27 protein-coding genes are annotated in these 26,829 nt (G+C 70.7%); 19 read left to right on the top strand and 8 right to left on the bottom strand.

Translation table 11 applies throughout. The annotated features are described in order from the left end of the window. The first annotated feature begins 35 nt into the window (after positions 1-35). The 12 genes from glyA to AB0O53_RS19745 all read left to right on the top strand — a co-directional run bounded on the left by glyA (position 36) and on the right by AB0O53_RS19745 (position 11,589). On the top strand, positions 36-1,265 hold the full coding sequence (gene glyA / locus AB0O53_RS19800; protein ID WP_365197014.1) for a serine hydroxymethyltransferase: 1,230 nt from the start codon (positions 36-38) through the stop codon (positions 1,263-1,265). Positions 1,266-1,369: 104 nt separating this feature from the next. After that, complete coding sequence (locus tag AB0O53_RS19795; RefSeq protein ID WP_209441480.1) at positions 1,370-2,716, top strand: MraY family glycosyltransferase; 1,347 nt, start codon at positions 1,370-1,372, stop codon at positions 2,714-2,716. A gap of 457 nt (positions 2,717-3,173) precedes the next feature. Beyond that, positions 3,174-3,611: a Cg1360 family ATP-synthase-associated protein gene (locus AB0O53_RS19790; protein WP_350987891.1), complete on the top strand. Its 438-nt coding sequence runs from the start codon at positions 3,174-3,176 to the stop codon at positions 3,609-3,611. 210 nt (positions 3,612-3,821) lie between these two features. Then, positions 3,822-4,658, top strand: a complete 837-nt coding sequence (gene atpB / locus AB0O53_RS19785; RefSeq protein ID WP_350988406.1) for a F0F1 ATP synthase subunit A — start codon at positions 3,822-3,824, stop codon at positions 4,656-4,658. 79 nt (positions 4,659-4,737) lie between these two features. Then, positions 4,738-4,965 (top strand): ATP synthase F0 subunit C, encoded by a 228-nt coding sequence (gene atpE, locus AB0O53_RS19780; protein WP_030386954.1) that lies wholly within the window; start codon positions 4,738-4,740, stop codon positions 4,963-4,965. A gap of 50 nt (positions 4,966-5,015) precedes the next feature. Continuing rightward, complete coding sequence (locus AB0O53_RS19775; protein ID WP_350987890.1) at positions 5,016-5,549, top strand: F0F1 ATP synthase subunit B; 534 nt, start codon at positions 5,016-5,018, stop codon at positions 5,547-5,549. Next, positions 5,546-6,361 (top strand): F0F1 ATP synthase subunit delta, encoded by an 816-nt coding sequence (locus tag AB0O53_RS19770; RefSeq protein ID WP_350987889.1) that lies wholly within the window; start codon positions 5,546-5,548, stop codon positions 6,359-6,361. The genes AB0O53_RS19775 and AB0O53_RS19770 overlap by 4 nt, the downstream gene beginning before the upstream one ends. A 129-nt stretch (positions 6,362-6,490) precedes the next feature. Next, positions 6,491-8,086 carry a F0F1 ATP synthase subunit alpha gene (gene atpA / locus AB0O53_RS19765; protein ID WP_350987888.1) on the top strand — a complete coding sequence of 532 codons (1,596 nt, stop codon included), beginning with the start codon at positions 6,491-6,493 and terminating at the stop codon, positions 8,084-8,086. A gap of 20 nt (positions 8,087-8,106) precedes the next feature. Continuing rightward, a complete protein-coding gene (locus tag AB0O53_RS19760; protein WP_350987887.1) occupies positions 8,107-9,024 on the top strand; it encodes a F0F1 ATP synthase subunit gamma in 918 nt (305 codons plus the stop codon). Continuing rightward, positions 9,024-10,466, top strand: a complete 1,443-nt coding sequence (gene atpD, locus AB0O53_RS19755) for a F0F1 ATP synthase subunit beta (RefSeq protein ID WP_183067350.1) — start codon at positions 9,024-9,026, stop codon at positions 10,464-10,466. The genes AB0O53_RS19760 and atpD overlap by 1 nt, the downstream gene beginning before the upstream one ends. Before the next feature lie 141 nt (positions 10,467-10,607). Then, on the top strand, positions 10,608-10,979 hold the full coding sequence (locus AB0O53_RS19750) for a F0F1 ATP synthase subunit epsilon (RefSeq protein WP_030660309.1): 372 nt from the start codon (positions 10,608-10,610) through the stop codon (positions 10,977-10,979). A 163-nt stretch (positions 10,980-11,142) separates the two neighbouring features. Then, positions 11,143-11,589: a DUF2550 domain-containing protein gene (locus AB0O53_RS19745; protein WP_030027382.1), complete on the top strand. Its 447-nt coding sequence runs from the start codon at positions 11,143-11,145 to the stop codon at positions 11,587-11,589. Positions 11,590-11,672: 83 nt separating this feature from the next. Here AB0O53_RS19745 and AB0O53_RS19740 read toward each other — a convergent pair whose 3' ends face one another. From AB0O53_RS19740 to AB0O53_RS19730, 3 genes are all read right to left on the bottom strand, one after another. After that, positions 11,673-13,574 carry a glycosyl hydrolase family 18 protein gene (locus AB0O53_RS19740; protein WP_350987886.1) on the bottom strand — a complete coding sequence of 634 codons (1,902 nt, stop codon included), beginning with the start codon at positions 13,572-13,574 and terminating at the stop codon, positions 11,673-11,675. 125 nt (positions 13,575-13,699) lie between these two features. Next, complete coding sequence (locus AB0O53_RS19735) at positions 13,700-14,353, bottom strand: response regulator (RefSeq protein WP_350987885.1); 654 nt, start codon at positions 14,351-14,353, stop codon at positions 13,700-13,702. Then, positions 14,350-15,534: a sensor histidine kinase gene (locus AB0O53_RS19730; RefSeq protein WP_403139995.1), complete on the bottom strand. Its 1,185-nt coding sequence runs from the start codon at positions 15,532-15,534 to the stop codon at positions 14,350-14,352. Before AB0O53_RS19730 ends, AB0O53_RS19735 begins: the two co-directional genes overlap by 4 nt. A 163-nt stretch (positions 15,535-15,697) precedes the next feature. Between AB0O53_RS19730 and AB0O53_RS19725 the strand changes: the two genes are divergently transcribed. Continuing rightward, a complete protein-coding gene (locus tag AB0O53_RS19725; RefSeq protein WP_350987884.1) occupies positions 15,698-16,273 on the top strand; it encodes a hypothetical protein in 576 nt (191 codons plus the stop codon). Between the two features lie 13 nt (positions 16,274-16,286). Here AB0O53_RS19725 and AB0O53_RS19720 read toward each other — a convergent pair whose 3' ends face one another. Then, positions 16,287-16,859 (bottom strand): cob(I)yrinic acid a,c-diamide adenosyltransferase, encoded by a 573-nt coding sequence (locus AB0O53_RS19720; RefSeq protein WP_350987883.1) that lies wholly within the window; start codon positions 16,857-16,859, stop codon positions 16,287-16,289. Positions 16,860-16,964: 105 nt separating this feature from the next. Between AB0O53_RS19720 and AB0O53_RS19715 the strand changes: the two genes are divergently transcribed. The 4 genes from AB0O53_RS19715 to AB0O53_RS19700 all read left to right on the top strand — a co-directional run bounded on the left by AB0O53_RS19715 (position 16,965) and on the right by AB0O53_RS19700 (position 21,763). After that, complete coding sequence (locus AB0O53_RS19715; RefSeq protein WP_350987882.1) at positions 16,965-17,504, top strand: hypothetical protein; 540 nt, start codon at positions 16,965-16,967, stop codon at positions 17,502-17,504. Positions 17,505-17,665: 161 nt separating this feature from the next. After that, positions 17,666-18,514: a 3-hydroxyacyl-CoA dehydrogenase family protein gene (locus AB0O53_RS19710; RefSeq protein ID WP_037927951.1), complete on the top strand. Its 849-nt coding sequence runs from the start codon at positions 17,666-17,668 to the stop codon at positions 18,512-18,514. A gap of 172 nt (positions 18,515-18,686) precedes the next feature. Further along, complete coding sequence (locus tag AB0O53_RS19705) at positions 18,687-19,010, top strand: STAS domain-containing protein (protein WP_030764081.1); 324 nt, start codon at positions 18,687-18,689, stop codon at positions 19,008-19,010. A 191-nt stretch (positions 19,011-19,201) separates the two neighbouring features. Next, a complete protein-coding gene (locus AB0O53_RS19700; RefSeq protein ID WP_365197005.1) occupies positions 19,202-21,763 on the top strand; it encodes an ATP-binding protein in 2,562 nt (853 codons plus the stop codon). Positions 21,764-21,813: 50 nt separating this feature from the next. Here AB0O53_RS19700 and nucS read toward each other — a convergent pair whose 3' ends face one another. Then, on the bottom strand, positions 21,814-22,485 hold the full coding sequence (gene nucS, locus AB0O53_RS19695; protein WP_030660334.1) for an endonuclease NucS: 672 nt from the start codon (positions 22,483-22,485) through the stop codon (positions 21,814-21,816). A 219-nt stretch (positions 22,486-22,704) separates the two neighbouring features. Between nucS and AB0O53_RS19690 the strand changes: the two genes are divergently transcribed. Further along, on the top strand, positions 22,705-23,097 hold the full coding sequence (locus AB0O53_RS19690) for an SCO5389 family protein (protein ID WP_030660337.1): 393 nt from the start codon (positions 22,705-22,707) through the stop codon (positions 23,095-23,097). 23 nt (positions 23,098-23,120) lie between these two features. Here the strand turns inward: AB0O53_RS19690 and AB0O53_RS19685 are convergent, their stop codons facing one another. After that, positions 23,121-24,152: an LLM class flavin-dependent oxidoreductase gene (locus AB0O53_RS19685; RefSeq protein WP_350987880.1), complete on the bottom strand. Its 1,032-nt coding sequence runs from the start codon at positions 24,150-24,152 to the stop codon at positions 23,121-23,123. A gap of 230 nt (positions 24,153-24,382) precedes the next feature. On the opposite strand from AB0O53_RS19685, the gene AB0O53_RS19680 reads away from it, so the two are divergent. Beyond that, positions 24,383-24,709 (top strand): Rv1322 family protein, encoded by a 327-nt coding sequence (locus tag AB0O53_RS19680; protein WP_031148297.1) that lies wholly within the window; start codon positions 24,383-24,385, stop codon positions 24,707-24,709. 17 nt (positions 24,710-24,726) lie between these two features. Here the strand turns inward: AB0O53_RS19680 and AB0O53_RS19675 are convergent, their stop codons facing one another. Together AB0O53_RS19675 and AB0O53_RS19670 are read right to left on the bottom strand one after the other, a co-directional pair. Then, positions 24,727-25,566 carry an ABC transporter permease gene (locus AB0O53_RS19675; RefSeq protein ID WP_350987879.1) on the bottom strand — a complete coding sequence of 280 codons (840 nt, stop codon included), beginning with the start codon at positions 25,564-25,566 and terminating at the stop codon, positions 24,727-24,729. Next, positions 25,563-26,678, bottom strand: coding sequence for an ABC transporter ATP-binding protein (locus tag AB0O53_RS19670; protein ID WP_350987878.1), 1,116 nt, complete (start codon positions 26,676-26,678; stop codon positions 25,563-25,565). The genes AB0O53_RS19675 and AB0O53_RS19670 overlap by 4 nt, the downstream gene beginning before the upstream one ends. Positions 26,679-26,829: the final 151 nt, after the last annotated feature.

The following is a 26,829-nucleotide window of genomic DNA, read 5'->3' as shown; positions in this document are numbered from 1 at the left end:
GTGGCTGGTACCCGGTACCCCCCTGGAGTCGCGCCATGAGCGTCATCACCCAGCCCACGGACCTGCTGCGCCGGCAGGACCCGCAGATGGCCGACGTACTCGCCGGGGAGGGCCGCAGGCAGGCCGGCACGCTGCAGCTGAGCGCCGCGGAGAACTTCACCTCGGCGGCCGTCCTGACGGCGCTGGGGTCCCCGCTCGCCAACAAGTACGCCGAGGGCTACCCCGGCGCCCGCTACCACGGCGGGTGCGAGTACGCCGACCTGGCCGAGCGGATCGCCGTCGAGCGGGCCACGGCGCTGTTCGGTACCGAGCACGCGAACGTGCAGCCGCATTCCGGGTCCTCGGCCGTCCTGGCCGCCTACGCGGCGCTGCTGCGGCCGGGGGACACCGTCCTGGCGATGGGCCTGCCGTACGGGGGACACCTCACGCACGGCTCGCCCGCCAACTTCTCGGGCCAGTGGTTCACCTTCGTCGGGTACAGGGTCGACGCCCGGACGGGCCTCATCGACTACCGGCAGGTGCAGGACCTCGCCCGGGCGCACCGGCCCAGGGCCATCGTGTGCGGGTCCATCTCCTACCCCCGCCACCCCGAGTACTCGGCCTTCCGGGAGATCGCCGACGAGGTCGGGGCGTATCTGATCGCCGACGCCGCGCACCCCATCGGGCTGGTGGCCGGCGGGGCCGCGCCGAGCCCGGTGCCGTATGCCGACGTCGTCTGCGCGACCACGCACAAGGTGCTGCGCGGGCCCCGCGGCGGGATGCTCCTGTGCGGCGCGGAGTTCGCCGAGCGCATCGACCGGGCGGTGTTCCCCTTCACCCAGGGCGGCGCCCAGATGCACACCATCGCCGCGAAGGCGGTGGCCTTCGGAGAGGCGGCCCGGCCGGCCTTCGCCACCTACGCCCACCGGGTGGTCGCCAACGCCCGAGTGCTGGCGGGCGCGCTGGAGGAGCGCGGGTTCACCCTCACCACCGGCGGCACCGACACGCACATGATCACCGCCGACCCGGCGCCGCTCGGCGTGGACGGCCCGACCGCCCGCGGCCGGCTGGCCGCCGCCGGGATCGTGCTGGACACGTGCGGGCTGCCGTACGGGGACCAGCGGGGCGTCCGGCTGGGGACGGCGGCCGTGACCACCCAGGGGATGGGGGAGCAGCAGATGCTCCGGATCGCGGAGCTGTTCGCCGCGGCGCTGCGCGGGGAAGCCGCGCAGACACGTACGGAGGTCGGCGAACTCACGGCAGGATTTCCCCCTTACGGGGAGTAAAAGGGACAAGAGGGGTGTAGTGGAACCGGTATACCGACCCCTCGCGTCCTCGATGGAGGGGACATCGCAGCTAATGTGTGGGGCTGAGATGGCCGGCGATACATCTGGGGCAGCCAGTGCGTGAATATCTGCTGACGCTTTGCGTCACGGTCGCGGTGACCTACCTGCTGACCGGGCCCGTGCGGAAGTTCGCGATCGCGGCCGGGGCCATGCCGGAGATCCGCGCCCGCGACGTGCACCGCGAGCCGACGCCGCGCCTCGGCGGGATCGCGATGTTCGGCGGCCTGTGCGCGGGCCTGCTGGTCGCCGACCACCTGCAGAACCTCAACGCGGTCTTCGAGAAGTCGAACGAACCGCGTGCGCTGCTCTCCGGCGCCGCCCTGATCTGGCTGATCGGCGTACTGGACGACAAGTTCGAGATCGACGCCCTCATCAAGCTCGGCGCGCAGATGATCTCCGCCGGCGTGATGGTCATGCAGGGTCTGACGATCCTGTGGATCCCGGTCCCCTTCATCGGCACGGTCCCGCTCACCCAGTGGCAGGGCAACCTGCTGACGGTGGCGCTCGTGGTCATCACCATCAACGCGGTGAACTTCGTGGACGGCCTCGACGGGCTGGCCGCGGGCATGGTCTGCATCGCCGCCGCCGCCCTCTTCCTGTACGCGTACCGGATCTGGTTCGGCTACGGGATCGAGTCCGCGGCCCCCGCGACCCTCTTCGCCGCGATCCTGATGGGCATGTGCCTGGGTTTCCTCCCGCACAACATGCACCCCGCGCGGATCTTCATGGGCGACTCCGGCTCGATGCTGATCGGCCTGGTGCTGGCCGCCGCGGCCATCTCGCTGACCGGCCAGGTGGACCCGGACGCGCTGGCCCTGTTCGCCGGCGGTGAGCGCAACGCGACGCACGCGATGCTGCCCGCCTACATCCCGCTGATCCTGCCGCTGACGGTCATCGCGATCCCGATGGCGGACCTGATCCTGGCCATCGTGCGGCGTACGTGGAACGGCCAGTCGCCGTTCGCGGCCGACCGCGGGCACCTGCACCACCGGCTGCTGGAACTCGGCCACTCGCACAGCCGCGCGGTCCTGATCATGTACTTCTGGTCGGGCCTGATCGCCTTCGGCACCGTGGCCTACTCCGTGCACTCCACCGCGATGTGGATCGTGCTGGTGATCGCCGTACTCAGTGCGGTGGGCCTGTTCCTGCTGCTCCTGCCGCGCTTCACGCCGCGCACCCCGGCCTGGGCCGAGCGCCTGGTCCCGCCGCGCTACCGGCACTCCGCACGCGCGGCCGAGGCGGCGGCGGAGGCGGCCGCGCAGGACGCCTCGGGCGCCGAACCCCAGCCCGCGAGGCCGATCGCCGCAGGCGTCTCGGGCGTCAACGGCGCGACCGCCGTGGGCCCCCGTTCGCGCTTCCCCGAGCGGCGCAAGGCCGAATCCACGCGCTGACATTCCGGGCGAAAGGCGCTCCCCGTTCCCGGGGTGCTCCGGCCGTCCCGAACGGCCAAAAGGGACATTGTCTGCTGATCTGATCGATGGTTTCATCGGTGCGGGCCCGTGCGGAAGCAGGGGCCCGCACTGCTGTGCGGGGTCAAGCCTGCGCGCGCGTAAGCCCCGATCGTGCTCGGGATGACGCTCGCAGTTTCCACCCCAAAGCCGCACTACCAGACATTCCGGCGGGGTGGGGTGCACACACGCGCAGGGTCACTCTCATGTGTGACAGTCGGCACACCTAGCAGGTAAAGCTCTCATCAAATAGTTTGTGATACCGTTCACTAAACCCGGCGACAGAGCCGAAGGACCGTAGTGCGACGGTCCTCGGCCCGAGGTTCTCTCTCGGACCGGGCTTACGCTCGTCCCGTACGAGTCCAGTGCCTGCCCCCACCACCACGCGGAGCAAACCGCCATGCGGTCAGATGACGTCCGATCCCTCCTGCAAGCCGCCGTGCCCACGGCCATCGCCGGCGCACTCGCCGCGTTGATCAGCGGGCTTGTCGTCGGCAGCAAGGGTGTGGTCGGAGCGGTCGTCGCGACGCTGGTCGTGATCCTGTTCATGGGCATCGGATTCGTCGTTCTGCAGCGCACGGCGAAATCGCTTCCGCACCTCTTCCAGGCCATGGGGCTCATGCTCTACACGGCCCAGATCCTGCTGCTTTTCGTCTTTGTCGCAGCGTTCAAGAACACGACGCTGTTCAACCCCAAGGCCTTCGCCATCACGCTCGTCGCCACCACCCTGGTGTGGATCGCCGCGCAGACGCGTGCCCACATGAAGGCCAAGATCCTTTACGTCGAACCGGACTCGGTGAAGGGCGACAAGCCCGAAAATCCGGGATCGAAGTCGTGAAGGGTAGGGCCGGGATAAGTGGGCGTTCGAGATCCTGCTATCGTCCGGTGCCAACTGCGGCATTGCGGGCGCGGGCATCTGAGCTGACGCCTGTCCCATCGCGAGGCTCGATGCCTGATCGCCGCCCCATCATCCGTAACACCAGTCCAGTGCCGAACAGCGGCTGCTCGCCGCGCCGACACAACGAGGTTGCCGTACCTATGCGCCACGCTGAAGGAGCCCGCGGTGAGTGCTGACCCGACGACGGTGCTCGCCTTCGAGACCGACTGCCACATCTTCGACGGTTGTGGCTTCCCGGCTCCCGGCCTGCACTCGTTCCTGTTCCAGCCGATCTTCGGCGACGCGGACAGCAACTTCTACTTCAACAAGACGATGCTCCTGGCCCTGCTGGGCTCGGTCATCATCGTCGGCTTCTTCTGGATGGCTTTCCGGAAGCCGAAGGTCGTCCCGGGCAAGCTGCAGATGGTCGCCGAGGCCGGCTACGACTTCGTGCGCCGCGGCATCGTCTACGAGACGCTGGGCAAGAAGGAGGGCGAGAAGTACGTCCCCTTCATGGTCGCGCTGTTCTTCTTCGTCTGGGTCATGAACCTCTGGTCGATCGTCCCGCTCGCCCAGTTCCCGGTGACCGCGATCATCGCGTACCCGGCGGCGCTCGCGCTGATCGTCTACGTGATCTGGATGAGCGTGACGTTCAAGCGTCACGGCTTCGTCGGTGGCTTCAAGAACCTGACCGGCTACGACAAGTCGCTCGGCCCGGTCCTGCCGCTCGTCATGGTCATCGAGTTCTTCTCGAACGTCCTCGTCCGGCCCTTCACCCACGCGGTCCGACTGTTCGCGAACATGTTCGCCGGTCACACCCTGCTGCTGCTGTTCACCATCGCCAGCTGGTACCTGCTGAACGGGATCGGCATCGCCTACGCGGGCGTCTCGTTCGTCATGGTCATCGTGATGACCGCCTTCGAACTCTTCATCCAGGCTGTCCAGGCGTACGTCTTCGTCCTCCTGGCGTGCAGCTTCCTCCAGGGCGCGCTCGCCGAGCACCACTGAGCACCGCCCGCCCCGCTCAGCCCCCCATTCGTCCGGTGGCCAACCCCCACCGGTCCGTGAAAGAGAAGGAAGAACTGGCATGTCCCAGACCCTTGCCGCCGTCACCGGCTCCCTCAGCTCCGTTGGTTACGGTCTCGCGGCCATCGGCCCCGGTGTCGGCGTCGGCATCATCTTCGGTAACGGCACGCAGGCTCTCGCCCGTCAGCCCGAGGCTGCCGGTCTGATCCGCGCCAACCAGATCCTCGGCTTCGCCTTCTGTGAGGCGCTCGCCCTCATCGGTCTGGTCATGCCGTTCGTCTACAGCTGACGAACCGCGATCACTAGTCCGAACAGACGAAAGGCATTGATGTGAACCTCATGGTTCTCGCGGCTGAGGGTGGAGAGAACCCCCTCGTTCCGCCGATCCCCGAGCTCGTCATCGGTCTGATCGCCTTCGTCATCGTCTTCGGTTTCCTCGCGAAGAAGCTCCTCCCGAACATCAACAAGGTTCTGGACGAGCGCCGTGAGGCCATCGAGGGCGGTATCGAGAAGGCGGAAGCCGCTCAGACCGAGGCCCAGAGCGTGCTGGAGCAGTACAAGGCCCAGCTCGCCGAGGCCCGGCACGAGGCCGCGCGCCTGCGCCAGGAAGCGCTGGAGCAGGGCACTGCGCTGAAGGAAGAACTGCGCGCAGAGGGCCAGCGGCAGCGTGAGGAGATCATCGCTGCCGGCCACGCCCAGATCGCGGCAGACCGCAAGGCCGCCTCTCAGGCGCTGCGCCAGGACGTCGGCAAGCTCGCCACCGACCTGGCCGGCAAGCTCGTCGGCGAGTCCCTCGAGGACCACGCCCGGCAGAGCCGCACCATCGACCGCTTCCTCAGCGAGCTTGAGGAGAAGGCCGAGGCGGCCCGATGAACGGAGCGAGCCGCGAGGCGCTGGCCTCCGCGCGCGAGCGTCTCGACGCGCTGACGGACAGCACGTCCGTCGACGCGGCGAAGCTCGCCGGTGAGCTGGCCGCTGTCACCGCGCTGCTCGACCGTGAGGTCTCGCTGCGTCGGGTCATCACGGACCCGGCGCAGTCCGGCGAGGCCAAGGCCGAGCTCGTCGCTCGGCTGCTCGGCGGTCAGGTCGGCGGGGAGACCCTCGACCTGGTGTCCGGCATGGCCCGGTCCCGCTGGTCGCAGTCCCGTGACCTGGTGGACTCGCTGGAGGAGCTGGCGGCCACCGCCGACCTCACGGCGGCCCAGCAGGCGAACGCGCTCGACAACGTCGAGGACGAGATCTTCCGCTTCGGCCGGATCGTGTCCTCGAACACCGAGCTGCGTGCCGCGCTGACCGACCGCGCGGCGACCGCCTCCGCCAAGAGCCAGCTGCTGCGCAGCCTGCTCGGCGGCAAGGTGAACGCCGTCACCGAGCGCCTGGTGATCCGTCTTGTCACGCACCCGCGTGGACGTAGCCTGGAAGCGGGACTCGAGTCCCTTTCCAAGCTCGCCGCCGAGCGCCGTGACCGCATGGTCGCCACCGTGACCAGCGCGGTTCCGCTCAGCGACGTGCAGAAGCAGCGTCTCGGCGCGGTGCTGGCCAAGCTGTACGGCCGCCAGATGCACCTGAACCTCGACGTGGACCCCGAGGTCCTCGGCGGGATCTCGGTGCGAGTCGGCGACGAGGTCATCGACGGCACCATCGCGGACCGCCTCGCAGAGGCGTCCCGCCGCATGGCCGGCTGACCAGCCACCAAAAGTACAAAGCATTCCTAGCGGCCCGGTTGGGCCGTGCAGAACTTGCAGAAGATTCCTGGGGGTCACCCCCAGACCCCTAAGAAGCTTCAGGCCCAACAAGGAGAGCAGGGAACCCAGATGGCGGAGCTCACGATCCGGCCGGAGGAGATCCGGGACGCACTGGAGACCTTTGTCCAGTCGTACCAGCCGGACGCGGCCTCGCGCGAGGAGGTCGGAACGGTCAGCGTTGCCGGCGACGGCATCGCGAAGGTGGAGGGCCTGCCCTCCGCCATGGCGAACGAGCTGCTGAAGTTCGAGGACGGCACCCTCGGTCTCGCCCTCAACCTCGAGGAGCGCGAGATCGGTGCGATCGTCCTCGGCGAGTTCAGCGGTATCGAGGAGGGCCAGCCGGTGCAGCGCACCGGTGAGGTTCTCTCCGTAGGCGTCGGTGAGGGCTACCTCGGCCGCGTTGTCGACCCGCTCGGCAACCCGATCGACGGCCTCGGCGAGATCGCGACCGAAGGCCGCCGCGCCCTCGAGCTGCAGGCCCCGGGCGTCATGGTCCGTAAGTCGGTGCACGAGCCCATGCAGACCGGCTACAAGGCCGTCGACGCGATGGTGCCGATCGGCCGTGGCCAGCGTCAGCTGATCATTGGCGACCGTCAGACCGGCAAGACCGCTCTGGCCGTCGACACGATCATCAACCAGCGCGACAACTGGCGCTCCGGCGACGTGAACAAGCAGGTCCGCTGCATCTACGTCGCCATCGGCCAGAAGGGCTCGACCATCGCGTCCGTTCGCGGCGCCCTGGAAGAGGCCGGCGCGCTCGAGTACACGACGATCGTCGCCGCCCCGGCGTCCGACCCGGCCGGCTTCAAGTACCTGGCGCCGTACACCGGTTCCGCCATCGGCCAGCACTGGATGTACGCCGGCAAGCACGTCCTGATCATCTTCGACGACCTGTCGAAGCAGGCCGACGCCTACCGCGCCGTCTCGCTGCTGCTGCGCCGCCCGCCGGGCCGTGAGGCCTACCCGGGTGACGTCTTCTACCTGCACTCCCGTCTGCTGGAGCGCTGCGCGAAGCTGTCCGACGAGATGGGTGCCGGTTCGATGACCGGTCTGCCGATCGTCGAGACCAAGGCGAACGACGTGTCGGCGTTCATCCCGACCAACGTCATCTCCATCACCGACGGCCAGTGCTTCCTGGAGTCCGACCTGTTCAACGCGGGCCAGCGCCCGGCGCTGAACGTCGGTATCTCGGTCTCCCGCGTCGGTGGCTCCGCCCAGCACAAGGCCATGAAGCAGGTTTCGGGTCGTCTCCGCGTCGACCTGGCCCAGTACCGCGAGCTGGAGGCGTTCGCCGCCTTCGGTTCCGACCTGGACGCCGCGTCGAAGGCCTCGCTGGAGCGCGGCAAGCGCATGGTCGAGCTGCTCAAGCAGGGCCAGTACCAGCCGATGCCCGTCGAGGAGCAGGTCGTCTCCGTCTGGGCCGGCACCACCGGCAAGATGGACGACGTCCCGGTCGCCGACATCCGTCGCTTCGAGTCGGAGCTGCTGGAGCACCTGCGCCGCGAGCGCAAGGACCTCCTCACCTCCATCGCCGACGGCGGCAAGATGTCGGACGACACCCTGGGCTCGATCGCTGACGCCATCGCCGCCTTCAAGCGCCAGTTCGAGACCTCGGACGGCAAGCTCCTGGGCGAGGACGTGCCGGCCGTCAACGTCTCCAAGTGACGACGGAAGGGACCTGACTCATGGGAGCGCAGCTCCGGGTCTACAAGCGTCGCATCCGTGCCATCACGGCGACCAAGAAGATCACCAAGGCGATGGAGATGATCGCCGCCTCGCGCATCGTCAAGGCGCAGCGCAAGGTGGCGGCGTCGATGCCGTACGCGACCGAGCTCACCCGTGCGGTGACCGCGGTGGCGACCGGTTCGAACAACAAGCACGCCCTGACCACCGAGGTCGAGACGCCGACCCGCGCCGCGGTCCTGCTCATCACGAGCGACCGCGGTCTGGCCGGCGGCTACTCCTCGAACGCCATCAAGCAGGCGGAGCGGCTCAGCGAGCGGCTGCGGGCTGAGGGCAAGGAGGTCGACAGCTACATCGTCGGCCGCAAGGGCGTCGCCTACTACGGGTTCCGTGAGCGCAAGGTCACGGACTCGTGGACCGGCTTCACCGACAGCCCGGCCTACGCCGACGCCAAGCGCGTCGCGGGGCCGCTGATCGAGGCCATCCAGCTGGAAACGGCCGAGGGCGGCGTCGACGAGCTGCACATCGTCTACACGGAATTCGTGTCGATGATGACGCAGAACGCGGTCGACGGCCGGATGCTGCCGCTCAGCCTCGACAAGGCTGCGGAGGAGGACGGTGCGAAGGGCGAGATCCTTCCGCTGTTCGAGTTCGAGCCGTCGGCGGAGGACGTCCTCGACGCCCTTCTGCCGCGCTACGTCGAGAGCCGGATCTACAACGCACTGCTGCAGTCGGCCGCTTCCGAGCACGCCGCCCGCCGCCGCGCGATGAAGTCGGCGACCGACAACGCCGGAGACCTCATCAAGAGCCTCTCCCGGCTTGCCAACGCGGCCCGCCAGGCCGAAATCACCCAGGAAATCAGCGAGATCGTCGGTGGCGCCAGCGCCATGGCCGACGCGACCGCGGGGAGTGACAAGTAATGACGACCTCTGTTGAGACGGCCGCTGCCACGGGCCGCATCGCCCGGGTCATCGGCCCGGTCGTCGACGTGGAGTTCCCCGTCGACGCGATGCCCGACATCTACAACGCGCTGAAGGTCCAGGTCGCCGACCCGGCCGAGGACGGCGCGCTCAAGACGCTGACCCTTGAGGTCGCCCAGCACCTGGGTGACGGCCTGGTCCGCACCATCTCCATGCAGCCCACCGACGGTCTGGTCCGCCAGGCCCCGGTGACCGACACGGGCGAGGGCATCACCGTCCCCGTCGGCGACTTCACCAAGGGCAAGGTCTTCAACACCCTGGGTGAGGTGCTGAACTACCCGGAGGCCAACGCCGAGGTCACCGAGCGCTGGCCCATCCACCGCAAGGCCCCGAGCTTCGACGAGCTCGAGTCCAAGACGGAGATGTTCGAGACCGGCGTCAAGGTCATCGACCTTCTCACCCCGTACGTCAAGGGTGGAAAGATCGGTCTGTTCGGTGGTGCCGGTGTCGGCAAGACCGTTCTGATCCAGGAAATGATCTACCGCGTCGCCAACAACCACGACGGTGTGTCGGTCTTCGCGGGCGTCGGTGAGCGTACCCGTGAGGGCAACGACCTCATCGAGGAAATGGGCGACTCGGGCGTCATCGACAAGACGGCGCTCGTCTTCGGCCAGATGGACGAGCCCCCGGGCACCCGTCTGCGCGTCGCCCTGGCCGGTCTGACCATGGCGGAGTACTTCCGCGATGTTCAGAAGCAGGACGTGCTCTTCTTCATCGACAACATCTTCCGGTACACCCAGGCGGGTTCCGAGGTGTCGACCCTGCTCGGCCGCATGCCCTCCGCGGTGGGTTACCAGCCGAACCTGGCCGACGAGATGGGTCTCCTCCAGGAGCGCATCACCTCGACCCGTGGTCACTCGATCACCTCGATGCAGGCGATCTACGTCCCCGCGGACGACCTGACCGACCCGGCGCCGGCGACCACCTTCGCCCACCTCGACGCGACGACGGTTCTCTCCCGTCCGATCTCCGAGAAGGGCATCTACCCGGCCGTGGACCCGCTGGACTCCACGTCCCGCATCCTCGACCCGCGGTACATCGCGGCGGACCACTACGCGGCCGCCATGCGTGTCAAGGGGATCCTGCAGAAGTACAAGGACCTCCAGGACATCATCGCGATCCTCGGTATCGACGAGCTGGGCGAGGAGGACAAGCTCGTTGTCCACCGTGCCCGCCGCGTCGAGCGCTTCCTGTCGCAGAACACCCACGTCGCCAAGCAGTTCACCGGCGTGGACGGTTCGGACGTTCCGCTCGACGAGTCGATCACCGCGTTCAACGCGATCTGCGACGGTGAGTACGACCACTTCCCCGAGCAGGCGTTCTTCATGTGCGGTGGCATCGAGGACCTGAAGGCCAACGCCAAGGAGCTGGGCGTCTCCTGATCCGGCGCGCTCCGCGAGGAGCGCATCCGGTTCGCAGGTTTCGAAGGAGAGGGGCGGGTGTGTCCCGTCCCTCTCCCCACGCCCATTAGAATTTGACCCAACACCCGGCTGACCCGCCGGGTGGTGACCCGAGGAGCCACCTTGGCTGCTGAGCTGCACGTCGAGCTGGTCGCGGCGGACCGCAATGTCTGGTCCGGCGAGGCCACCCTTGTTGTCGCCCGCACCACGTCCGGCGACATCGGCGTCATGCCCGGTCACCAGCCGCTTCTCGGTGTGCTGGAATCGGGCCCGGTGACCATCCGCACCAGCGAGGGCAACACTGTCATCGCCGCGGTGCACGGCGGATTCATCTCGTTCGCGGACAACAAGCTGTCCCTGCTGGCCGAGATCGCCGAGCTCGCGGACGAGATCGATGTCCAGCGTGCGGAGCGGGCACTGGAGCGCGCGAAGTCGGAGGCCGACGCGGCCGCCGAGCGTCGCGCGGATGTCCGGCTGCGCGCCGTAACGGGCTGACCGCCCGTCGGAGTTTCAACCGCCGAGTCCCGTGGGGCGACCTTCGGGGCTCGGCAGACCTCAGCCGCGGTCCGTTCTGGAATTTTCCAGACCGGGTCGCGGCTGAGGCGATGCAGGTCTGTTTTTTCTCATGCGTATTCGATGAGCGAGGAGGTCGGTGAAGATGCTCCTCGCTCTGCTTGTGAGCGGCCTGGTCGTAGCCCTGGTGGTGATCGGGCTGTTCGTCTTCGGACTGCGCCGCAGACTGATCCAGCGGTCCGGCGGCACCTTCGACTGCAGCATGCGCTGGGGCGTCTCGGAGGAGCCGGACGTCTCCGGCAAGGGCTGGGTCTACGGGGTCGCGCGCTACAGCGGTGACCGCATCGAGTGGTTCCGTGTGTTCTCGTACTCCCCGCGCCCGCGCCGGCTGCTGGAGCGGTCCTCCATCGAGGTCCTGGCCCGCCGTGCCCCGGAGGGCGAGGAGGAGCTGGCGCTGCTGTCCGACGCCGTCGTGCTCGGCTGTCTCCACCGGGGGACGCGCCTGGAGCTGGCGATGAGCGAGGACGCGCTGACGGGCTTCCTGGCGTGGCTGGAGGCGGCTCCGCCCGGCCAGCGGGTGAACGTGGCGTAGGTACCCCTGCGGGGTCCCGCGCCGGGACGGCATGGAGAAGCCGGGGAGACGGGGGCGGACCCGTCTCCCCGGCTTCCGTCGTACTACTGGAGCCCGGTGTGGACCGCGTTCGCGAGCTCACCGTTGGTGGTGTCGCCGCTGAACTCCCAGTAGAAGGCTCCCCGGAGGCCCTGCTGCTTGGCCCAGGTCATCTTGCCGGCGATGGTGGCGGGGGTGTCGTAGCTCCACCAGTTGCTGCCGCACTTGGCGTAGGCCGTGCCGGCGACGGTGCCGGTGGCCGGGCAGCTGTTCTTGAGCACCTTGTAGTCCTCGATGCCCTGCTCGTACGTGCCCGGGGCCGGTCCGGTGGCGGTGCCGCCGGGGGCTGCCTGGGTCACGCCGGTCCAGCCGCGGCCGTAGAAGCCGATGCCGAGGTTGAGCTTGGAACCGGGCACGCCCTTGGCCTTGAGCTTGGCGATGGCGTCGGCCGAGTTGAAGCCGGCCTGCGGGATGCCCGCGTACGAGGTCAGCGGGGAGTGCGGGGCGGTCGGACCCTGGGCCGCCCAGGCGCCGAAGAAGTCGTACGTCATGACGTTGTAGAAGTCGGTGTACTGCGCGGCGCCCGCGTAGTCGGCCTTGTCGATCTTGCCGCCGTCCGAGGCGTCGGCGGTGATGGCCGCGGTGACCAGGTTGTTCGCGCCGAACCGGGTCTTCACGGCCTGCATCAGGTTCTTGAAGGCGGCCGGGCCGCTGGTGTCGCAGGACAGGCCGCAGGCGTTCGGGTACTCCCAGTCCAGGTCGATGCCGTCGAAGACGTCGGCCCAGCGGGGGTCCTCGACCAGGTTGTAGCAGGACTGGGCGAAGGCGGCCGGGTTGGCGGCGGCCTGCGGGAAGCCGCCGGACCAGGTCCAGCCGCCGAAGGACCACAGGATCTTGATGTTCGGGTAGGCCTTCTTCAGCTTGCGCAGCTGGTTGAAGTTGCCGCGCAGCGGCTGGTCCCAGGTGTCGGCGACGCCGTCGACGCTCTGGTCGGCGGTGTAGGCCTTGTCGTAGTCGGCGTAGGAGTCACCGATGGTGCACTGGCCGTTCTGGACGTTGCCGAAGGCGTAGTTGATGTGCGTGATCTTCGCCGCGGTGCCCGAGGTGACCAGGTTCTTCACGTGGTAGTTGCGTCCGTAGACGCCCCAGTTGGTGAAGTAGCCGAGCTTGACCTTGTCGCCCGGGTCCGGGGGGATGACCCCGCCGGTCGTGGTGACCGTGGTGGACCCCGAGGAGGGGCCGGTCTGGTCGATGGTGTCGCGGGCGGTGACGCTGTAGGTGTACGTCGTGCCCTTGGTCAGGCCCGAGTCCGCGTAGCTGGTCCCGGTGACGGTGGCGATCTTGGCGGAGCCCCGGTAGACGTCGTAGTTCTTGACGCCCTTGTCGTCGGTGGCCGGGGTCCAGGTCAGGGTCAGCGAGGTGTCGGCGACGTTGCTCGCGGCAGGGGCGCCGGGAGCGGTGGGGGGATTGTCGCCGGGCTGGGTGCCGCCGTCGCAGGAGGCGCCGTTGATCTTGCAGCCGGTCGGGGCTCCGGAGCCGGCGCCGTTGAAGCCGAAGCTGGCGGTGGCCCCGGGGGCGAGGGTGCCGTTCCAGCCGAGGTTCTTGGCGGTCCAGTGGGTGCCGGAACTCGTCACGGTGGCGTCCCAGGCCGAGGTGACCGAGGTGCCCGCCGGGTAGTCCCACTCCACGGTCCAGCTGCTGAGCGTGGTGGTGCCGGTGTTCTTCACCACCCACTTGCCCTCGAAGCCGGAACCCCAGTCGGAGACCTTGGTGTACGTGGCGGTCGCGGAGGCGGCGGCCTGGGCCGGGCCGGCCAGGGCGACGAGTCCGGTGACGGGCAGGGCGAGCACGGCGACGACCGCCGCGACTCTCGTGAAGAACCGGGTGCGCCTGGTGGGGGGTGGGGATGCTGTGCTCAAGGGTGCTCCTCCGTAGGTCCGTCGCGGTCGTGGGGCCGACGTCGACATGGGGGTGGGACCTGCGCCGCCCGTGAGCACGCTTTGTCATGGCACGCTCACCACAGTGTTGCCGTGAGAGTAGAAAGGTCTGGACCAACCGTCAAGAGGTCCAGACCGGTGCCGACCGTCGTCCGCTAGATGCCCAACTCCTGTGCCAGGACCGCGGCTTGGAGCCGACTGCGCAGCTCCAGCTTGCCCAGCAGGCGGCTGACGTGCGTCTTCGCCGTAGCCTCCGCCATGCCCAGGCGCTCGGCGATCTCGGCGTTCGACAGCCCCTCCCCGAGGGCCGCCAGCACCTCCCGTTCGCGCGGGGTGAGCGAGGCGACGGCCGCCGCCCGCTCCGGAGCCGGGCCGCTCCGCACCGGACGCGGCGCCGCGAACTCCGCGATCAGCCGCCTGGTGACCGCCGGGGCGATCAGCCCCTCGCCGCGCGCGACGGTCCGTACCGCCGCTATCAGCTCCGCCGCGTCCGCGTTCTTCAGCAGGAAGCCGCAGGCGCCGGCCCGCAGCGCCCCGAAGACATACTCGTCGAGGTCGAAGGTGGTCAGCACCAGCACGTCCGCCAGACCCTCCTCCACCACCTGGCGGGTCGCCGACACCCCGTCGAGCCGGGGCATCTGCACGTCCATGAGGACGAGGTCCGGCCGCAGCTCCCGGGCCAGGCGCACCGCCTCCTCCCCGTCGGCCGCCTCGCCCGCCACCTCGATGTCGCCCGCGCTGCGCAGGATGAGCACCAGCCCGGCCCGCACCGCGGCCTGGTCCTCGGCCACCACCACCCGGATGGTCACATCTCCACCGCCTTCTCCTCGGCGGGCAGGATCGCCCGCACGTGCCACACGCTGCCGTCCCGGCCCGCGGCGAACTCCCCGCCCAGCAGTTCCGTCCGCTCCCGCATGCCGATCAGCCCGGCGCCCGAGCCCGGCGCGCGCGGTCCGGGGCGGTCTCCGTAGGGGGAGTCCACCGCCACGCTCAACAGCCCGTCCTCGTGCGCCACGCGGACCGTCACCGTGCCGGGGGAGGCGTGCTTGAGGGCGTTGGTCAGGGACTCCTGGACGATCCGGTACGCGGCCAGCTCCACGGGGGCCGCCGCGGGCTCCCCGGACGCCCGGTCGTCGTGCAGGACGAAGGCCAGCCCGCTCGCCGAGCCGTTGGTCCGGGCCTGCCCGATCAGGGCGTCGAGGCCGTCCAGCGAAGGCACCGCCACCGCCTCCTGGTCGCCCCCCGCGTCCCGCAGCAGCCCGATCAGGCGGCGCATCTCGGCCAGCCCCTGCACGCTGTTCTCGCGGATCACGCCGAGCGCGTCACGGCTGGTCGCGGCCGTGTCGATGGAGAGCGCCGCGGTCGAGTGGATGGCGATCGCCGAGAGGTGGTTGGCCACCATGTCGTGCAGCTCGCGGGCCATCCGGGCGCGCTCGGCGGCCACGGCCTGGCTGCGGTCCATTTCGGCCAGCAGCGCCGTCTGCTCGGCGCGCAGCCGGGCAGCCTCGGCCGCCTCCCGGTGGTTGCGCAGGGTGGCTCCGGTCAGCGCCGGGGCGAAGCTCACGATGCCGGTGATCGCGCCGATCAGCAGGGCCTGCGGGTTGCGCAGCCAGGCCAGCGAGGCGATCGTGACGACGACGGTGATCAGGCCCGTGGTCACCGGGAGCCGCCGGGCCATGGCCGGTTTTCCGTACACGACGGCGGCGTACATCAAGTCGGTGAAGATGATGACGGTGGCGAGGCTGCCGACGGTGAACTGGTCGGCGATCACCCCGACGGTCCCGACGGTCAGGGTCACCCGCGGTGCGGTGCGGCGCAGCAGTTCCATCGCGCCGAGCACCACGAGGGGCACCAGGGCGGCCCAGGCCGGCAGGGAGCCGCGTGCGGGGCTGCTGTAGACGCCGAGCGACCAGAACACGAGGCCCGCGGCGACGCTGACCACCGCGAGGAGGACGTCGTCACGGTGGGGGCGCAGGCTCTTCTCGGTCACGGTCCCATCCAACAGGGTGTATGCGCCCAGCACCTCGGCGGAGCGGCTGAAGTGCGGGTACATCGAAGGGTGCAGGCGCACATGGTCATTCGCGACGACGAATCGGGCGGCGGCGGACGGGAGTCTTGAGGGGAACGACCAACCCGAGCGGACGGAGAGTCCTGTGATCGTCGCGCTGATCATCGCCTGTGAGATCGGTTTCTGGGTCCTGCTGGCGGCGGGACTCGCCCTGCGCTACCTCGCGAAGATGCCCCGGCTGGGGGCCGCGGTCCTGCTGTGCGAGCCGCTGATGGAGCTGGTCCTGCTCGTCGTCACCACGATCGACCTGAAGAACGGCGCGGAGCCGGACTGGAAGCACGGCGTGGCCGCCCTCTACATCGGCTACACCGTCGCCTACGGCCACTACACGATCAAGTGGCTCGACGGGCACGCCGCCCACCGGCTGGCCGGCGGCCCCAAGCCCGCCGGCGCCGGCTACGGGAAGGCCCGCGTCGCGCACGAGTGGAAGCTGTGGACCCGGACGGTCCTCGCCGCCGCCGTCGGCATCGGCCTGCTCCAGGCGGCGATCTGGTACGTGGGCGACGCGGGCGACATCAGCTCGCTGCGCGCGTGGCAGTCCGGCGCCCTGCGGGCGGTCGTCATCCACGCGCTCGTCGCCCTCGGCTACACCGTGTGGCCCCCGAAGGCGCCCGCGGACGCCGACGGGGAGGACCGGCCCTCGCTCGCGAAGACCGGGTGAGGCGCCGTGTGCGCTACCGCTCGCCGCCCGGCACCCACAGCACGTCCCCGACCTCCTTGTTGGCCACCCGGGCCAGGATGAACAGGAGGTCGGAGAGGCGGTTGAGGTAGGTGGCGGTGAGCGGGTTCATCGACTCGCCGTGGACCTCCAGCGCCGCCCACGTCGACCGCTCGGCGCGCCGGACCACCGTGCAGGCCTGGTGCAGCAGGGCCGCGCCGGGGGTGCCGCCGGGCAGGATGAAGCTGCGCAGCTTCTCCACCTGCTCCAGGAAGAGGTCGCAGTCGGCCTCCAGCTTGTCGACGTAGAACTGCTCCACGCGCAGCGGCGGGTACTCCGGGTTCTCCACCACCGGGGTGCACAGGTCCGCGCCGACGTCGAACAGGTCGTTCTGCACCCGCACCAGGACCTTCACGACCTCGGCGGACAGGGCGCCCAGCGCGATGGCCGTCCCGATGGCCGCGTTGGCCTCGTTGGCGTCGGCGTACGCGGAGATCCGCAGGTCGGTCTTGGCCGTGCGGCTCATGTCGCCCAGGGCGGTCGTGCCCTTGTCGCCGGTACGGGTGTAGATGCGCGTGAGGTTCACCATGCGGCCAGGGTAGACGGGCCCGCCGGGGAAATTCCGGGCACGGTCGGCGCCGCTCGCGTACGGTCCCGTGGGGCCGCCGGAGCCCCGGGATCGGGAAGGGGCCGCGTGGCCGAGACGTACTACCTGTGGCGGCTGGCCGAGGCCGCCCAGCAGATCGACCTCCTGGCGGGATTCCTCGCCACCCGGCCCGGGCCGGGCCCGGACCACCTCGCCGAACCTGCCGAGTGCGCCGCGGCCGGACGGGCGGCCGTGGCCGCCGGGCGTCTGGGGGAGGCCCTCGGCCATGTCGACGACCTGCGCGAGCACGCCGCCCGGTGGGCCGGACACCCCCACCACCCGGGCGAACCGGGCGCCGCCGAGCACGACGCCCGGGTCTGGGACTACGCGAAGGACGCCCTGCGCGCGGAGCACGGTCCCGGGGCGGCGCACGTGCGCACCGCCCGCGACCTCCTGCTGCAGCTCCGCCTCCTGCAACGGGAGATCTGTGCGCTGCCGGAGGCGGACGCGCAGGCCAGGGCGGACGCGCACTACCTCGCGGGCCGCGGCGCCATCGCCGTCGAACTCGGCCGCCCGGGCGTCGCGCGCGGGGAGCTGCGACGGCTGCGCGCACTGGCCGAGAGGTGCGCAGGGACCCACGTCACATGAACTGGACGGCTGGGCAGGGCTGCTGGGCTGTCCCGGTGTGATGTCCGTCATCTGAGACGTGACGCGTGTTACTTCGCGGTCACACCGCACCCCCCGGGCGCTAGTCTCCGCCGGAGTGGCTGTGAAGCCGTGCCGTATTTGAGAACAACGAGGGGTGTGCAGTGGCTGGGAAGCTCGCCGTCATCGGTGCGGGACTCATGGGTTCCGGGATCGCTCAGGTCTCCGCTCAGGCGGGATGGGACGTCGTGCTGCGCGACGTCACCGACGCCGCGCTGACCCGGGGCACGGACGGCATCAAGGCCTCGTACGACAAGTTCGTCTCCAAGGGCAAGCTGACCGCCGAGGACGCCGAGGCGGCGCTCGCCCGCATCACGACGACCACCGACCTGGACGCGGTCGCCGACGTCGACATCGTGGTGGAAGCGGCCTTCGAGAAGATCGAGATCAAGCACGAGATCTTCCGCGCCCTCGACAAGATCGTGCGCGAGGACGCCGTTCTCGCCTCCAACACCTCCGCGATCCCGATCACCAAGATCGCGGCCGTGACGGAGCGTCCGGAGCGGGTCGTCGGCGCGCACTTCTTCTCGCCCGTCCCGATGATGCAGCTGTGCGAGCTGGTCCGCGGTTACAAGACGAGCGACGAAACCCTCGCCACCACCCGGGCGTTCGCCGAGTCCGTCGGCAAGACCTGCATCGTCGTCAACCGCGACGTCGCCGGCTTCGTGACGACCCGTCTGATCTCCGCGCTGGTCGTCGAGGCCGCCAAGCTGTACGAATCGGGCGTCGCCTCCGCCGAGGACATCGACATCGCCTGCAAGCTGGGCTTCGGTCACGCGATGGGCCCGCTGGCCACCGCCGACCTCACGGGCGTCGACATCCTGCTGCACGCCACCAGCAACATCTACACCGAGTCCCAGGACGAGAAGTTCGCCCCGCCGGAGCTCATGCGCCGCATGGTGGACGCCGGGGACATCGGCCGCAAGAGCGGCCAGGGTTTCTACAAGCACTGAGAACGGTCCAGCCACTGAGCGCCATCGTTCGAATGCCTTCACCCGTCAGGGTGAATTAGGTATCGGTTCGCTCACGGTCGGCAACTTCCCTGCCCGCGCGGCAGTCAGTTGCAGTGAGAGTTGCCGACCACGGACCAGTTGCCATACGTACGCAGTACTGCCGGGAGTACACATGCACATCAGGGGCGACCACGCCGAACTCGCTGTCGGGGGCCGCCTCGACGTGCGCAGCGCGGCGGACGCCCGTACGGCCCTCCACAGCGCCCTCGACGACGGCCAGGGCGACCTCGTGCTCGACCTCACCGGGCTCGACTCCTGGGACGCGACCGGCCTCGGCGTGATCATGGGCGCGCACCGCAGGGCCGGCCGGACCGGACGCCGCCTCGTCCTGCGCGGGGTGCCGCCGCAGATGCAGCGGCTCCTGGTGGCGACCCGCCTGCACCGGATCCTCGCGATCGAGGGCGGCCTGGAAGCCGAGTCCCTTCCCCGGGTCTGACCCGCAAGCCGCTGACCTTTGCATTTCCTGCGGAAAGTAACGGTCCGGTGGTGATCGGGCCCCTGCGGTTTCCCGCACGACCGGCCACGGTCTAGGGTTCGGGCGGAAACCGGACCAGTGGCGACAGCGGGTGCGCGACGGCCGGGCGGTACGACGGCGAGGCGCGCGGCCCGCGATCGGGGGACTGGGTCATGGACCGTACACAGGGGCAGAACGAGCGCGGCGAGCAGGCCGCGGGCGGCTCCGCGTCGCCCGCCGCCGCCTCCGCGCCCGCGTCCCCCGGGGCGCCGTCGCCCGGGTCCGCCGGGCCCGCGCGGGTCGTCACCCTGACCGCCGGCGACTTCACCCTCACCGTCAACCCCGTCGACGGCAGCGAGATCGAACCCCTGCGTCCGGGCACCGGGCGCACCCGCCCCGCCAAGCGCGACGCCGCCGCCCGCGCCGCCCGGGACGCCGCCGCCAGACCGCCCGTGCTCCCGGGACCCCCGATATCCGCCCGGCCCCTGCTCGCACGGGAAGAAGAGCTGGAGCGGCTCGTCCGGCTCCTGGGCCGCGGCCGCTCCGTCCGCCTGACCGGGCCGTCCGGGTCCGGCCGCAGCGCGCTGCTCGACGCGGTCGCCGACCGGTGCGCGGGCGTCGCGCCCGACGGCGTCGTACGGCTCAGCGGCCACGGGCACCAGCAGCCCGGTGAACTCCTCCACACGCTCTACGCGACCGTGTACGAGGCCCCGCGGGAACGCCCCGAACGCGACGAGCTCCTCGCCCGCGTCCGCGACATCGGGGCCGTCGTCCTCCTCGACGACCTGGAGATGGGCGGGAGCGCCCTCGACGAGCTGCTGCGCGCCACCCCCGAATGCGCCTACCTGCTGGCGGCCACCCCCGACGCCAAGGCGCCCTCCGACGACTCCCACATCGAAGAGGTCTTCCTCACCGGCCTCGGCAAGGCCGACTGCGCGGCCCTGCTGGAGGCGGGCGTGGGACGCCCGCTGACGGACGAGGAGGCCGCCTGGGCGGGCGACCTGAGGTTCGCCTCCGAGGGGCTGCCGCTGCGCTTCGTACAGGCCGCCGCGATGCTCCGGCAGCGCGACGAGCTCAACCGCAGCGACGAGGACGACGACGAGGAGGAGCCCGGCGTCTTCGAGGAGCGCCCCCGCGACAGCGCGGTGGTGCCGCTGCCGACGCTCGCCGAGGGCGCGGCCCCGGCGGAGCTGCTGGCGTCACGGGTCAGCGAGTCGGCCCGGGCGGCCCTGCGGATCGCCTGCGCACTGGGCGGCGAACTGCCGCACCACGCCCACCTGCCGGCGCTCGTGGGGGACACCCACGCCGACACGGCGGTGGCCGAACTCCTGGCCTGCGGGTTGCTGACGCCCGTCGGGACCCGCTACCGGCTCGCCGCCGGCGTCGCCCGCCAGCTGGAGGACGTCGGCTACGGGGACACCGCGTCGGAGGAGGCCCGTACCGCCGCCCGGCACTACGCCTGGTGGACCGGGCACGCCTCGGTGGTCCCCGAGCGGGTCGCGGCCGAGGCGGACGCGGTGCTCGCGGCGCTGGCCGGCGCGGACGTGGTGGCCGCGGCGGTACTGGCGCGCACGGCCGCCCCCGCCTTCGCGGCCTCGCTGCACTGGGAGGCCTGGGAGCGGGTGCTGCGCTCGGGCGCGGAGGCCGCGCGCAAGGCCGGAGAGGTCGCCGAGCAGGCGTACTTCCACCACGAGCTCGGGGTGCTCGCCCTGTGCGAGGGACGGCTCGACCGGGCCCGCGCCGAGCTGGAGACCTCGATCGGGCTGCGGGGCGCCCTCGCCGACAAGCGGGGCACCGTGGCGGGCCGACGGGCGCTGGCGCTGGTCGTGGACCGTGAGACCGCCGGGGCGAAGGCATCCCCGCCGCTGCGCCTGGAAGCGCCCGCGGCGGCCTCCGAGGCCGTGACGGTGGCCACCCCGGCCACCGAGGCGGCGACCGTGGCGACCCCGGCCGCCCGCAAGGCCCCCGCCACCCGGACGACCCCGGCCGTCCGGCCCGCCGCGGCCGACCGGACCTCCCCGGCCACCCGCCCGGCTCCGGCCCTGCCCGCCCCGCCGCCGCCCGCGGGGGCGTCCGCGGCGCCCGCCGTCACCCCGGTCCCGGTCTCCTCCGAGGCGGTCACGCGGATGACCCCCGTGGTGCCCGTGACGCAGACCTCCGAGCCGCCCACCACGCTGTCGGCGGTGTTCGAGGACGCCTTCCCGCTGTCGCCGAAGCAGGACGCGCCAGCCCCCGCGGCCCCCGCCCCGGCCGCGCCCTCCGGCCGGGACGCGGGCCGCCGCAAGCTCGTGCTGCTGGCCGCCGCGGGAGCGCTGGCCGCGGTGGCGCTGGGCACCGTCGTCAGCTTCGCGATGAGTTCCTCGGACAGCGAGCCGCCCGCGCAGGGGCCCGCCGTGTCCTCGACCCCGGAGACCTCCAGGACGCCCTCGACGGCCCAGGAGACCGGAGGGAACGATCCTGCATCGGAGCAGCCCGCAACGGCCCCCTCGGCGGACGCCACGGTTCCGGCCGCGGGCACGAGTGCCGCCCCGGTCCCCGGCCGCACGCCCGGCCGTACCCCGTCCAAGCGCCCCTCCACGAAGCCCACGAACTCCCAGGCGCCGACGTCCTCTTCGGCACCGACGAACACCCAGGCGCCGACCCAGGAGCCGACGGAGACCGCCGCGCCGACTCCCACGGAGACCGGCACGGTGACGGGCACGGCCACCGCCACCTCACCGGTCGCCACCCCCTGAGACGCCGACGGCTCCGTCCTCGCGGACGGAGCCGTTTCGTTTCAACCGGGTCAGAACAGGCGGAGCTTGTCGTCCTCGATGCCGCGCAGGGCGTCGTAGTCCAGGACCACGCAGTCCATCCCGCGGTCCGTCGCCAGCACCTTCGCCTGCGGCTTGATCTCCTGGGCGGCGAAGACACCGCGGACCGGGGCGAGGTGCGGATCGCGGTTGAGCAGCTCCAGGTAGCGGGTCAGCTGCTCCACGCCGTCGATCTCGCCGCGGCGCTTGATCTCCACGGCCACCGTCGCGCCCGAGGCGTCCCGGCACAGGATGTCCACCGGGCCGATCGCCGTCATGTACTCGCGGCGGATGAGGGTGTATCCCTCGCCCAGGGTCTCGATGCGGTCGGCGAGCAGCTCCTGGAGGTGCGCCTCGACGCCGTCCTTGATGAGACCCGGGTCGGTGCCGAGCTCGTGGGAGGAGTCGTGGAGCACTTCTTCCATGGTGATGATGAGCTTCTCGCCCGCCTTGTTGACGACCGTCCACACACCGGCGTCGTCCCCGCTCCCCTCTTTGAGGGTGCACGGCGGCGACATCCAGTTGAGCGGTTTGTACGCCCGGTCGTCAGCGTGGATCGAGACACTGCCGTCGGCCTTCACGAGGATCAGACGGGGTGCCGAGGGCAGGTGGGCGGTGAGCCGGCCCGCATAGTCGACGGAGCAGCGGGCAATCACGAGACGCATGGTCGGCAACGCTACTCGACCTACGGCCCTCCACGCGATTCGCCCCTGAAAGCCCCGTTCGCCGATGGCGCGTTGTATGCGCATTCTCCTGGTGCGTCACCCAGTGGGCGCCTACCGTGGTGAGCGGGAGGTTGTCGAGCGTGCACTCTGCGTCGCGATCTCCTTCCCTGCCCGTAAGACTCCGGCAACCAGTCAGCCGGGGTCGCGAGAGGAGAACCCATGTCGCTCGACGTCTCACCGGCCCTACTCGAACAGGCCGAGCGAGGCGAGGTCGACGAAGCCGCTTTCGTCGACTGCGTCCGGACCTCCCTGCCCTATGCATGGGAGATGATCAGCTCGCTGGTGGCCCAGCTGAAGGTGGACGGCGGACAGTTCGCCGACAACCAGACGCCGCCGCCCGACGAGCAGGCGCGTGGGCAACTGCTGCGCGCACTCGCGAGTGACGCGATACGCGGTGCGCTGCAGCGGCACTTCGGAGTGCGCCTGGCATTCCAGAACTGTCACCGGGTGGCGGTCTTCCCGCTGGATCCCTCGGTGGACGACCGGCTGGCCAAGTTCACTTCGATCCGCGGTCAGCTGCTCAACCAGTCGCCGGAACTGCGGGACTGCTGAACCAGGGCCCGAGCCGGTGGATCTCAGCCGAGACGGGGCAGGACTTCGGCGCCGAGTCGTCGTAGGTTCTCCTCCGTCGCGGCGAGGTCTCCGGAGCCCTCCGTCAGGAGGGCGAAGCGCGTGATGCCCGTGCGCTCGGAGGTGGCCGCCAGGCGGTCCGCCGCCAGCTCCGGGGTGCCCACCGGGTGCAGGTCGCACAGCAGTTCCGTGTAGGCGACGGGGTCCCGCATCGCGCGCACGCGGCCGTCCACGGTCACGTGCGCGTCCAGGCCCAGCCTGAGCCAGCCCGGCATGGACTTCAGCAGGGTCTCGCGCGCGCCGGCGGTGCTGTCCGCGATCTGGCACACCCCGGCGGAGACGTGCCCGGCCCCGGCGACGTGCTCGGGGGAGTGGCCCGCCTCCAGCGCCGTGCTGCGCCACAGCGCGACCATCTCGGCCTTGTTCTCGTCCCCGCAGTGCATGCCCAGCAGCATCGGCAGCCCCCGCTGCGCGGCCATCCGCACCGACGACGGCGAGGTGCAGGCCACGATCACCTCCGGGCCCGAGCCGTCCCCGTCCAGCGCCTCCGACGGCTGCGGTACGACCGCCACCTCGCGGAAGGCGTACCGCTCGCCGGCGGCGCCCACCCGCGCCTCGGTGAGCCAGCGGCGCAGCAGGTCCAGGGACTCCGGGAAGCCGTTCTCGTAGGCGTCCAGTCCGCCTCCGAAGACCTCCAGGTCCACCCACGGCCCCCCGCGCCCCACCCCCAGGGTGAAACGGCCGCCCGACGCCAGGTGCAGCAGCGCCGCCTGCTCCCCGAGGGCCACCGGGTGCGTGCTCGGCAGCACGCTCACCGCCGTGCCCACCCGCAGCCGGCGGGTCCGGCCCAGCATCAGGCCCGCCAGCGTCACCGCCGACGGGCAGACCCCGTACGGGACGAAGTGGTGCTCGGCCAGCCACACCGAGTCGAGCCCGGCCTCCTCGGCCACCTCCGCGGTCCGCACCGCCCGGTGCAGTGCCTCGCCCTGTCCCTGGCCCGGGAACTGGGCCGCCAGTACAAACGCTCCTACGCGCATCGCCTTCATCCTCCTCGCGGCTGACGCGGCCTCCCCCAGGTGGACCGGTTCTTCCTATGGCAACAACGTCTGACACGTGCCAAAGGCACGGGCTGACACGAAAGTTATTGGGATTGTCGGGCCAGTACCGGCCATCGGCCCGTCCCCCCGTAGACACCCTGCGGGTACCCGGCCTCGCTGCGCGTAGTCTGGAAGAAAGTCACTGCCGTCGGCCCATCCGTGAGGTATACGTGTCACCGCGCAACAACCGCCCCAGGGGCGGCGAGAACCCGGACGACCGCCCCGGCATCGGTCTGGACCGCTTCGGGCTGGAGCGCACCGAGGAGTACCAGGGCGAGGACTGGAAGGTCAGACACGTCGCGGGCGCGAGCGCGGCGGGCAAGCGCTACCGCTGCCCCGGTTGCGACCAGGAGATCCCCTCGGGCACCCCGCACCTGGTGGCCTGGCCCGAGTACGGCGGCGTGGACGACCGGCGGCACTGGCACAAGGCCTGCTGGAACGCGAAGGACCGCCGCACCACGAAGGTGCAGCGGTCCCGCAACGCGCCGAAGTACTGACCCCTGCGGTCACCGTGCTAGACGTCCCGGCGGCCGACCATCACGTAGGAGGCGGCCACGGTCGCGCCCGTGATCAGCACGATGATCACCATGTTGGAGAGGTTGCTGGGGGCCACGCCGAGGTCGCCGCCCTCCTGCATGCCGAACAGCTGGCTCAGCACCACCGGCACGTTGCGCTGGAGGATCTCCCGCCCGATGGGGGCCACGGCCTCCCAGACGATGAGCATGGCGCCGAGCACCGGCGGCAGGGTGACCACGCCGAGCATGACGGCGATCGCCCCCGCCGAGTGCCGCACCAGCGCGCCGATCGCGAGGGCGAGCACGCCGAGCAGGGTGACGTAGAAGCAGCCGGCCACGGCGCCCAGCCACTCGTCGCCCGTGTGCGCACCGGCCGCGGCCCCGCCGTGGGCGAGCGAGGCGGCGATCCCGACCACGAAGACGGACAGGGTCGTGGCGACGAAGGCCGTGATGCTGAAGACCAGGTACTTCGCGGTGAGCACCCGGAAGCGGTCCGGGGCGGCGGTGAACGTGGTCCGCACCAGTCCGGTGGCGTGCTCCGAGGAGATGGTCAGCACACCGAGGACCATCACCGCGACCTGGCCGACCATCAGGCCGAACAGGGCGGGCGTGGTGAAGGAGATCGACTCGTAGTCCCGGTCCGAGGTCTGCGAGACGAAGAGCATCCCGACGCCGACGACGGTCAGCACGAGCGCGCCCAGCGTCCACAGGGTGGAGCGGATCGAGATCAGCTTGGTCCACTCCGAGGCGAGGGCGTGCCCCAGGTGCGGCCGCGGCGAGGGCAGCGGAGAGCTGTAGCTCCGCGGCCCGTCCGGCGTCGTGGTCGTCGTCGCGGTCATCGGGTGTCCTCTGGGGCGTCCTTGGCGGCGCTCGCGAGCTCGCCGGGATTGCTGGGCATCAGGAAGGGCTTCCCGCCCGCTCCGGGCGGCGGCGGGGCGAAGAAGCCCGCCTGCGGGACCTCGGGGGCCGCCTGCTCGTCCTCCCAGGCCGGAAGGGCGAGCGGGTCCTGCTCCCACAGCTCGGCCCGCGGGTCGTCGGTGGAGGTGTACTCGACGGCGGACTGCGTCATCCGCATGTACGCCTCCTCCAGCGAGGCGTGGTGCGGGGACAGCTCCCACAGCCGGACGCCCGCCGCGTGCGCGAGGTCGGAGATGCGGGGCAGCTCCAGCCCGGTCACGCGCAGTGCTCCGTCGGGCTCCTGCAGGACCCGCCCGCCCGCCCTGGTGAGGGCCGTACCCAACGCGTCCCGGCCATCGGGATCGGTGTCGGCCGCACGCACCCGAGCGAATCCGGCCGAGTTGTGCGCGATGAACTCCTGGGTCCCCATGTCGGCCAGCAGCCGTCCGCGGCCGATGACGATCAGATGGTCGGCGGTCAGCGCCATCTCGCTCATCAGGTGCGAGGAGACGAACACGGTGCGGCCCTCGGCGGCGAGCCGGCGCATGAGGTTGCGGACCCAGAGGATCCCCTCGGGGTCGAGTCCGTTGACCGGCTCGTCGAACAGGAGCACCTGCGGGTCCCCGAGCAGCGCCGTGGCGATGCCCAGGCGCTGGCCCATGCCGAGCGAGAAGCCCTTCGTGCGCTGCCGCGCGGCGTCCTGAAGGCCGACGACGGCCAGCACCTCGTCCACCCGCCTCTCCGGGATCCCGGAGAGCTGGGCGATGGACAGCAGGTGGGTGCGGGCCCGGCGGCCGCCGTGCACGGCCTTGGCGTCGAGGAGGGCCCCGACGTGCCGCTGGGCGTTCGGCAGCTCCCGGAAGGGGAAGCCGTTGATCGTGACATGCCCGGACGTGGGCCGGTCCAGGCCGAGGATCATGCGCATGGTGGTCGACTTCCCGGAGCCGTTGGGCCCCAGGAATCCCGTCACGTGACCCGGCTTGACCTGGAAGGACAACTGGTCGACGGCGGTCTTGGCGCCGTAGCGCTTGGTCAGGCCGACTGCCTCGATCATCTTGCTGCCCCTTACCAGGCCGGGACGACTCTCGCCCGTGTAAGGGTTAAGAGGATAGCGAGGATCCTACGGTTCCGCCCCGGCCGGATCCCTGACCCTTCCCCGAGGCGACCCTGGCACGACCCGTAGTCCTTCCGGAGGGGGCCGGACC

It is taken from the genome of Streptomyces erythrochromogenes, assembly GCF_040684695.1.
GTDB classification, from domain to species: domain Bacteria; phylum Actinomycetota; class Actinomycetes; order Streptomycetales; family Streptomycetaceae; genus Streptomyces; species Streptomyces erythrochromogenes_C.
This window is presented reverse-complemented; position numbering and strand designations above follow the sequence as displayed.

Coding starts and splice junctions, on each gene's coding strand:
- glyA (WP_365197014.1), top strand. CDS start 36: ATGAGCGTCATCACCCAGCCCACGGACCTGCTGCGCCGGCAGGACCCG.
- AB0O53_RS19790 (WP_350987891.1), top strand. CDS start 3,174: ATGCGGTCAGATGACGTCCGATCCCTCCTGCAAGCCGCCGTGCCCACG.
- atpE (WP_030386954.1), top strand. CDS start 4,738: ATGTCCCAGACCCTTGCCGCCGTCACCGGCTCCCTCAGCTCCGTTGGT.
- AB0O53_RS19775 (WP_350987890.1), top strand. CDS start 5,016: ATGGTTCTCGCGGCTGAGGGTGGAGAGAACCCCCTCGTTCCGCCGATC.
- AB0O53_RS19770 (WP_350987889.1), top strand. CDS start 5,546: ATGAACGGAGCGAGCCGCGAGGCGCTGGCCTCCGCGCGCGAGCGTCTC.
- atpA (WP_350987888.1), top strand. CDS start 6,491: ATGGCGGAGCTCACGATCCGGCCGGAGGAGATCCGGGACGCACTGGAG.
- AB0O53_RS19760 (WP_350987887.1), top strand. CDS start 8,107: ATGGGAGCGCAGCTCCGGGTCTACAAGCGTCGCATCCGTGCCATCACG.
- atpD (WP_183067350.1), top strand. CDS start 9,024: ATGACGACCTCTGTTGAGACGGCCGCTGCCACGGGCCGCATCGCCCGG.
- AB0O53_RS19745 (WP_030027382.1), top strand. CDS start 11,143: ATGCTCCTCGCTCTGCTTGTGAGCGGCCTGGTCGTAGCCCTGGTGGTG.
- AB0O53_RS19740 (WP_350987886.1), bottom strand. CDS start 13,574: ATGTCGACGTCGGCCCCACGACCGCGACGGACCTACGGAGGAGCACCC.
- AB0O53_RS19720 (WP_350987883.1), bottom strand. CDS start 16,859: ATGGTGAACCTCACGCGCATCTACACCCGTACCGGCGACAAGGGCACG.
- AB0O53_RS19705 (WP_030764081.1), top strand. CDS start 18,687: ATGCACATCAGGGGCGACCACGCCGAACTCGCTGTCGGGGGCCGCCTC.
- AB0O53_RS19700 (WP_365197005.1), top strand. CDS start 19,202: ATGGACCGTACACAGGGGCAGAACGAGCGCGGCGAGCAGGCCGCGGGC.
- nucS (WP_030660334.1), bottom strand. CDS start 22,485: ATGCGTCTCGTGATTGCCCGCTGCTCCGTCGACTATGCGGGCCGGCTC.
- AB0O53_RS19690 (WP_030660337.1), top strand. CDS start 22,705: ATGTCGCTCGACGTCTCACCGGCCCTACTCGAACAGGCCGAGCGAGGC.
- AB0O53_RS19685 (WP_350987880.1), bottom strand. CDS start 24,152: ATGCGCGTAGGAGCGTTTGTACTGGCGGCCCAGTTCCCGGGCCAGGGA.
- AB0O53_RS19675 (WP_350987879.1), bottom strand. CDS start 25,566: ATGACCGCGACGACGACCACGACGCCGGACGGGCCGCGGAGCTACAGC.
- AB0O53_RS19670 (WP_350987878.1), bottom strand. CDS start 26,678: ATGATCGAGGCAGTCGGCCTGACCAAGCGCTACGGCGCCAAGACCGCC.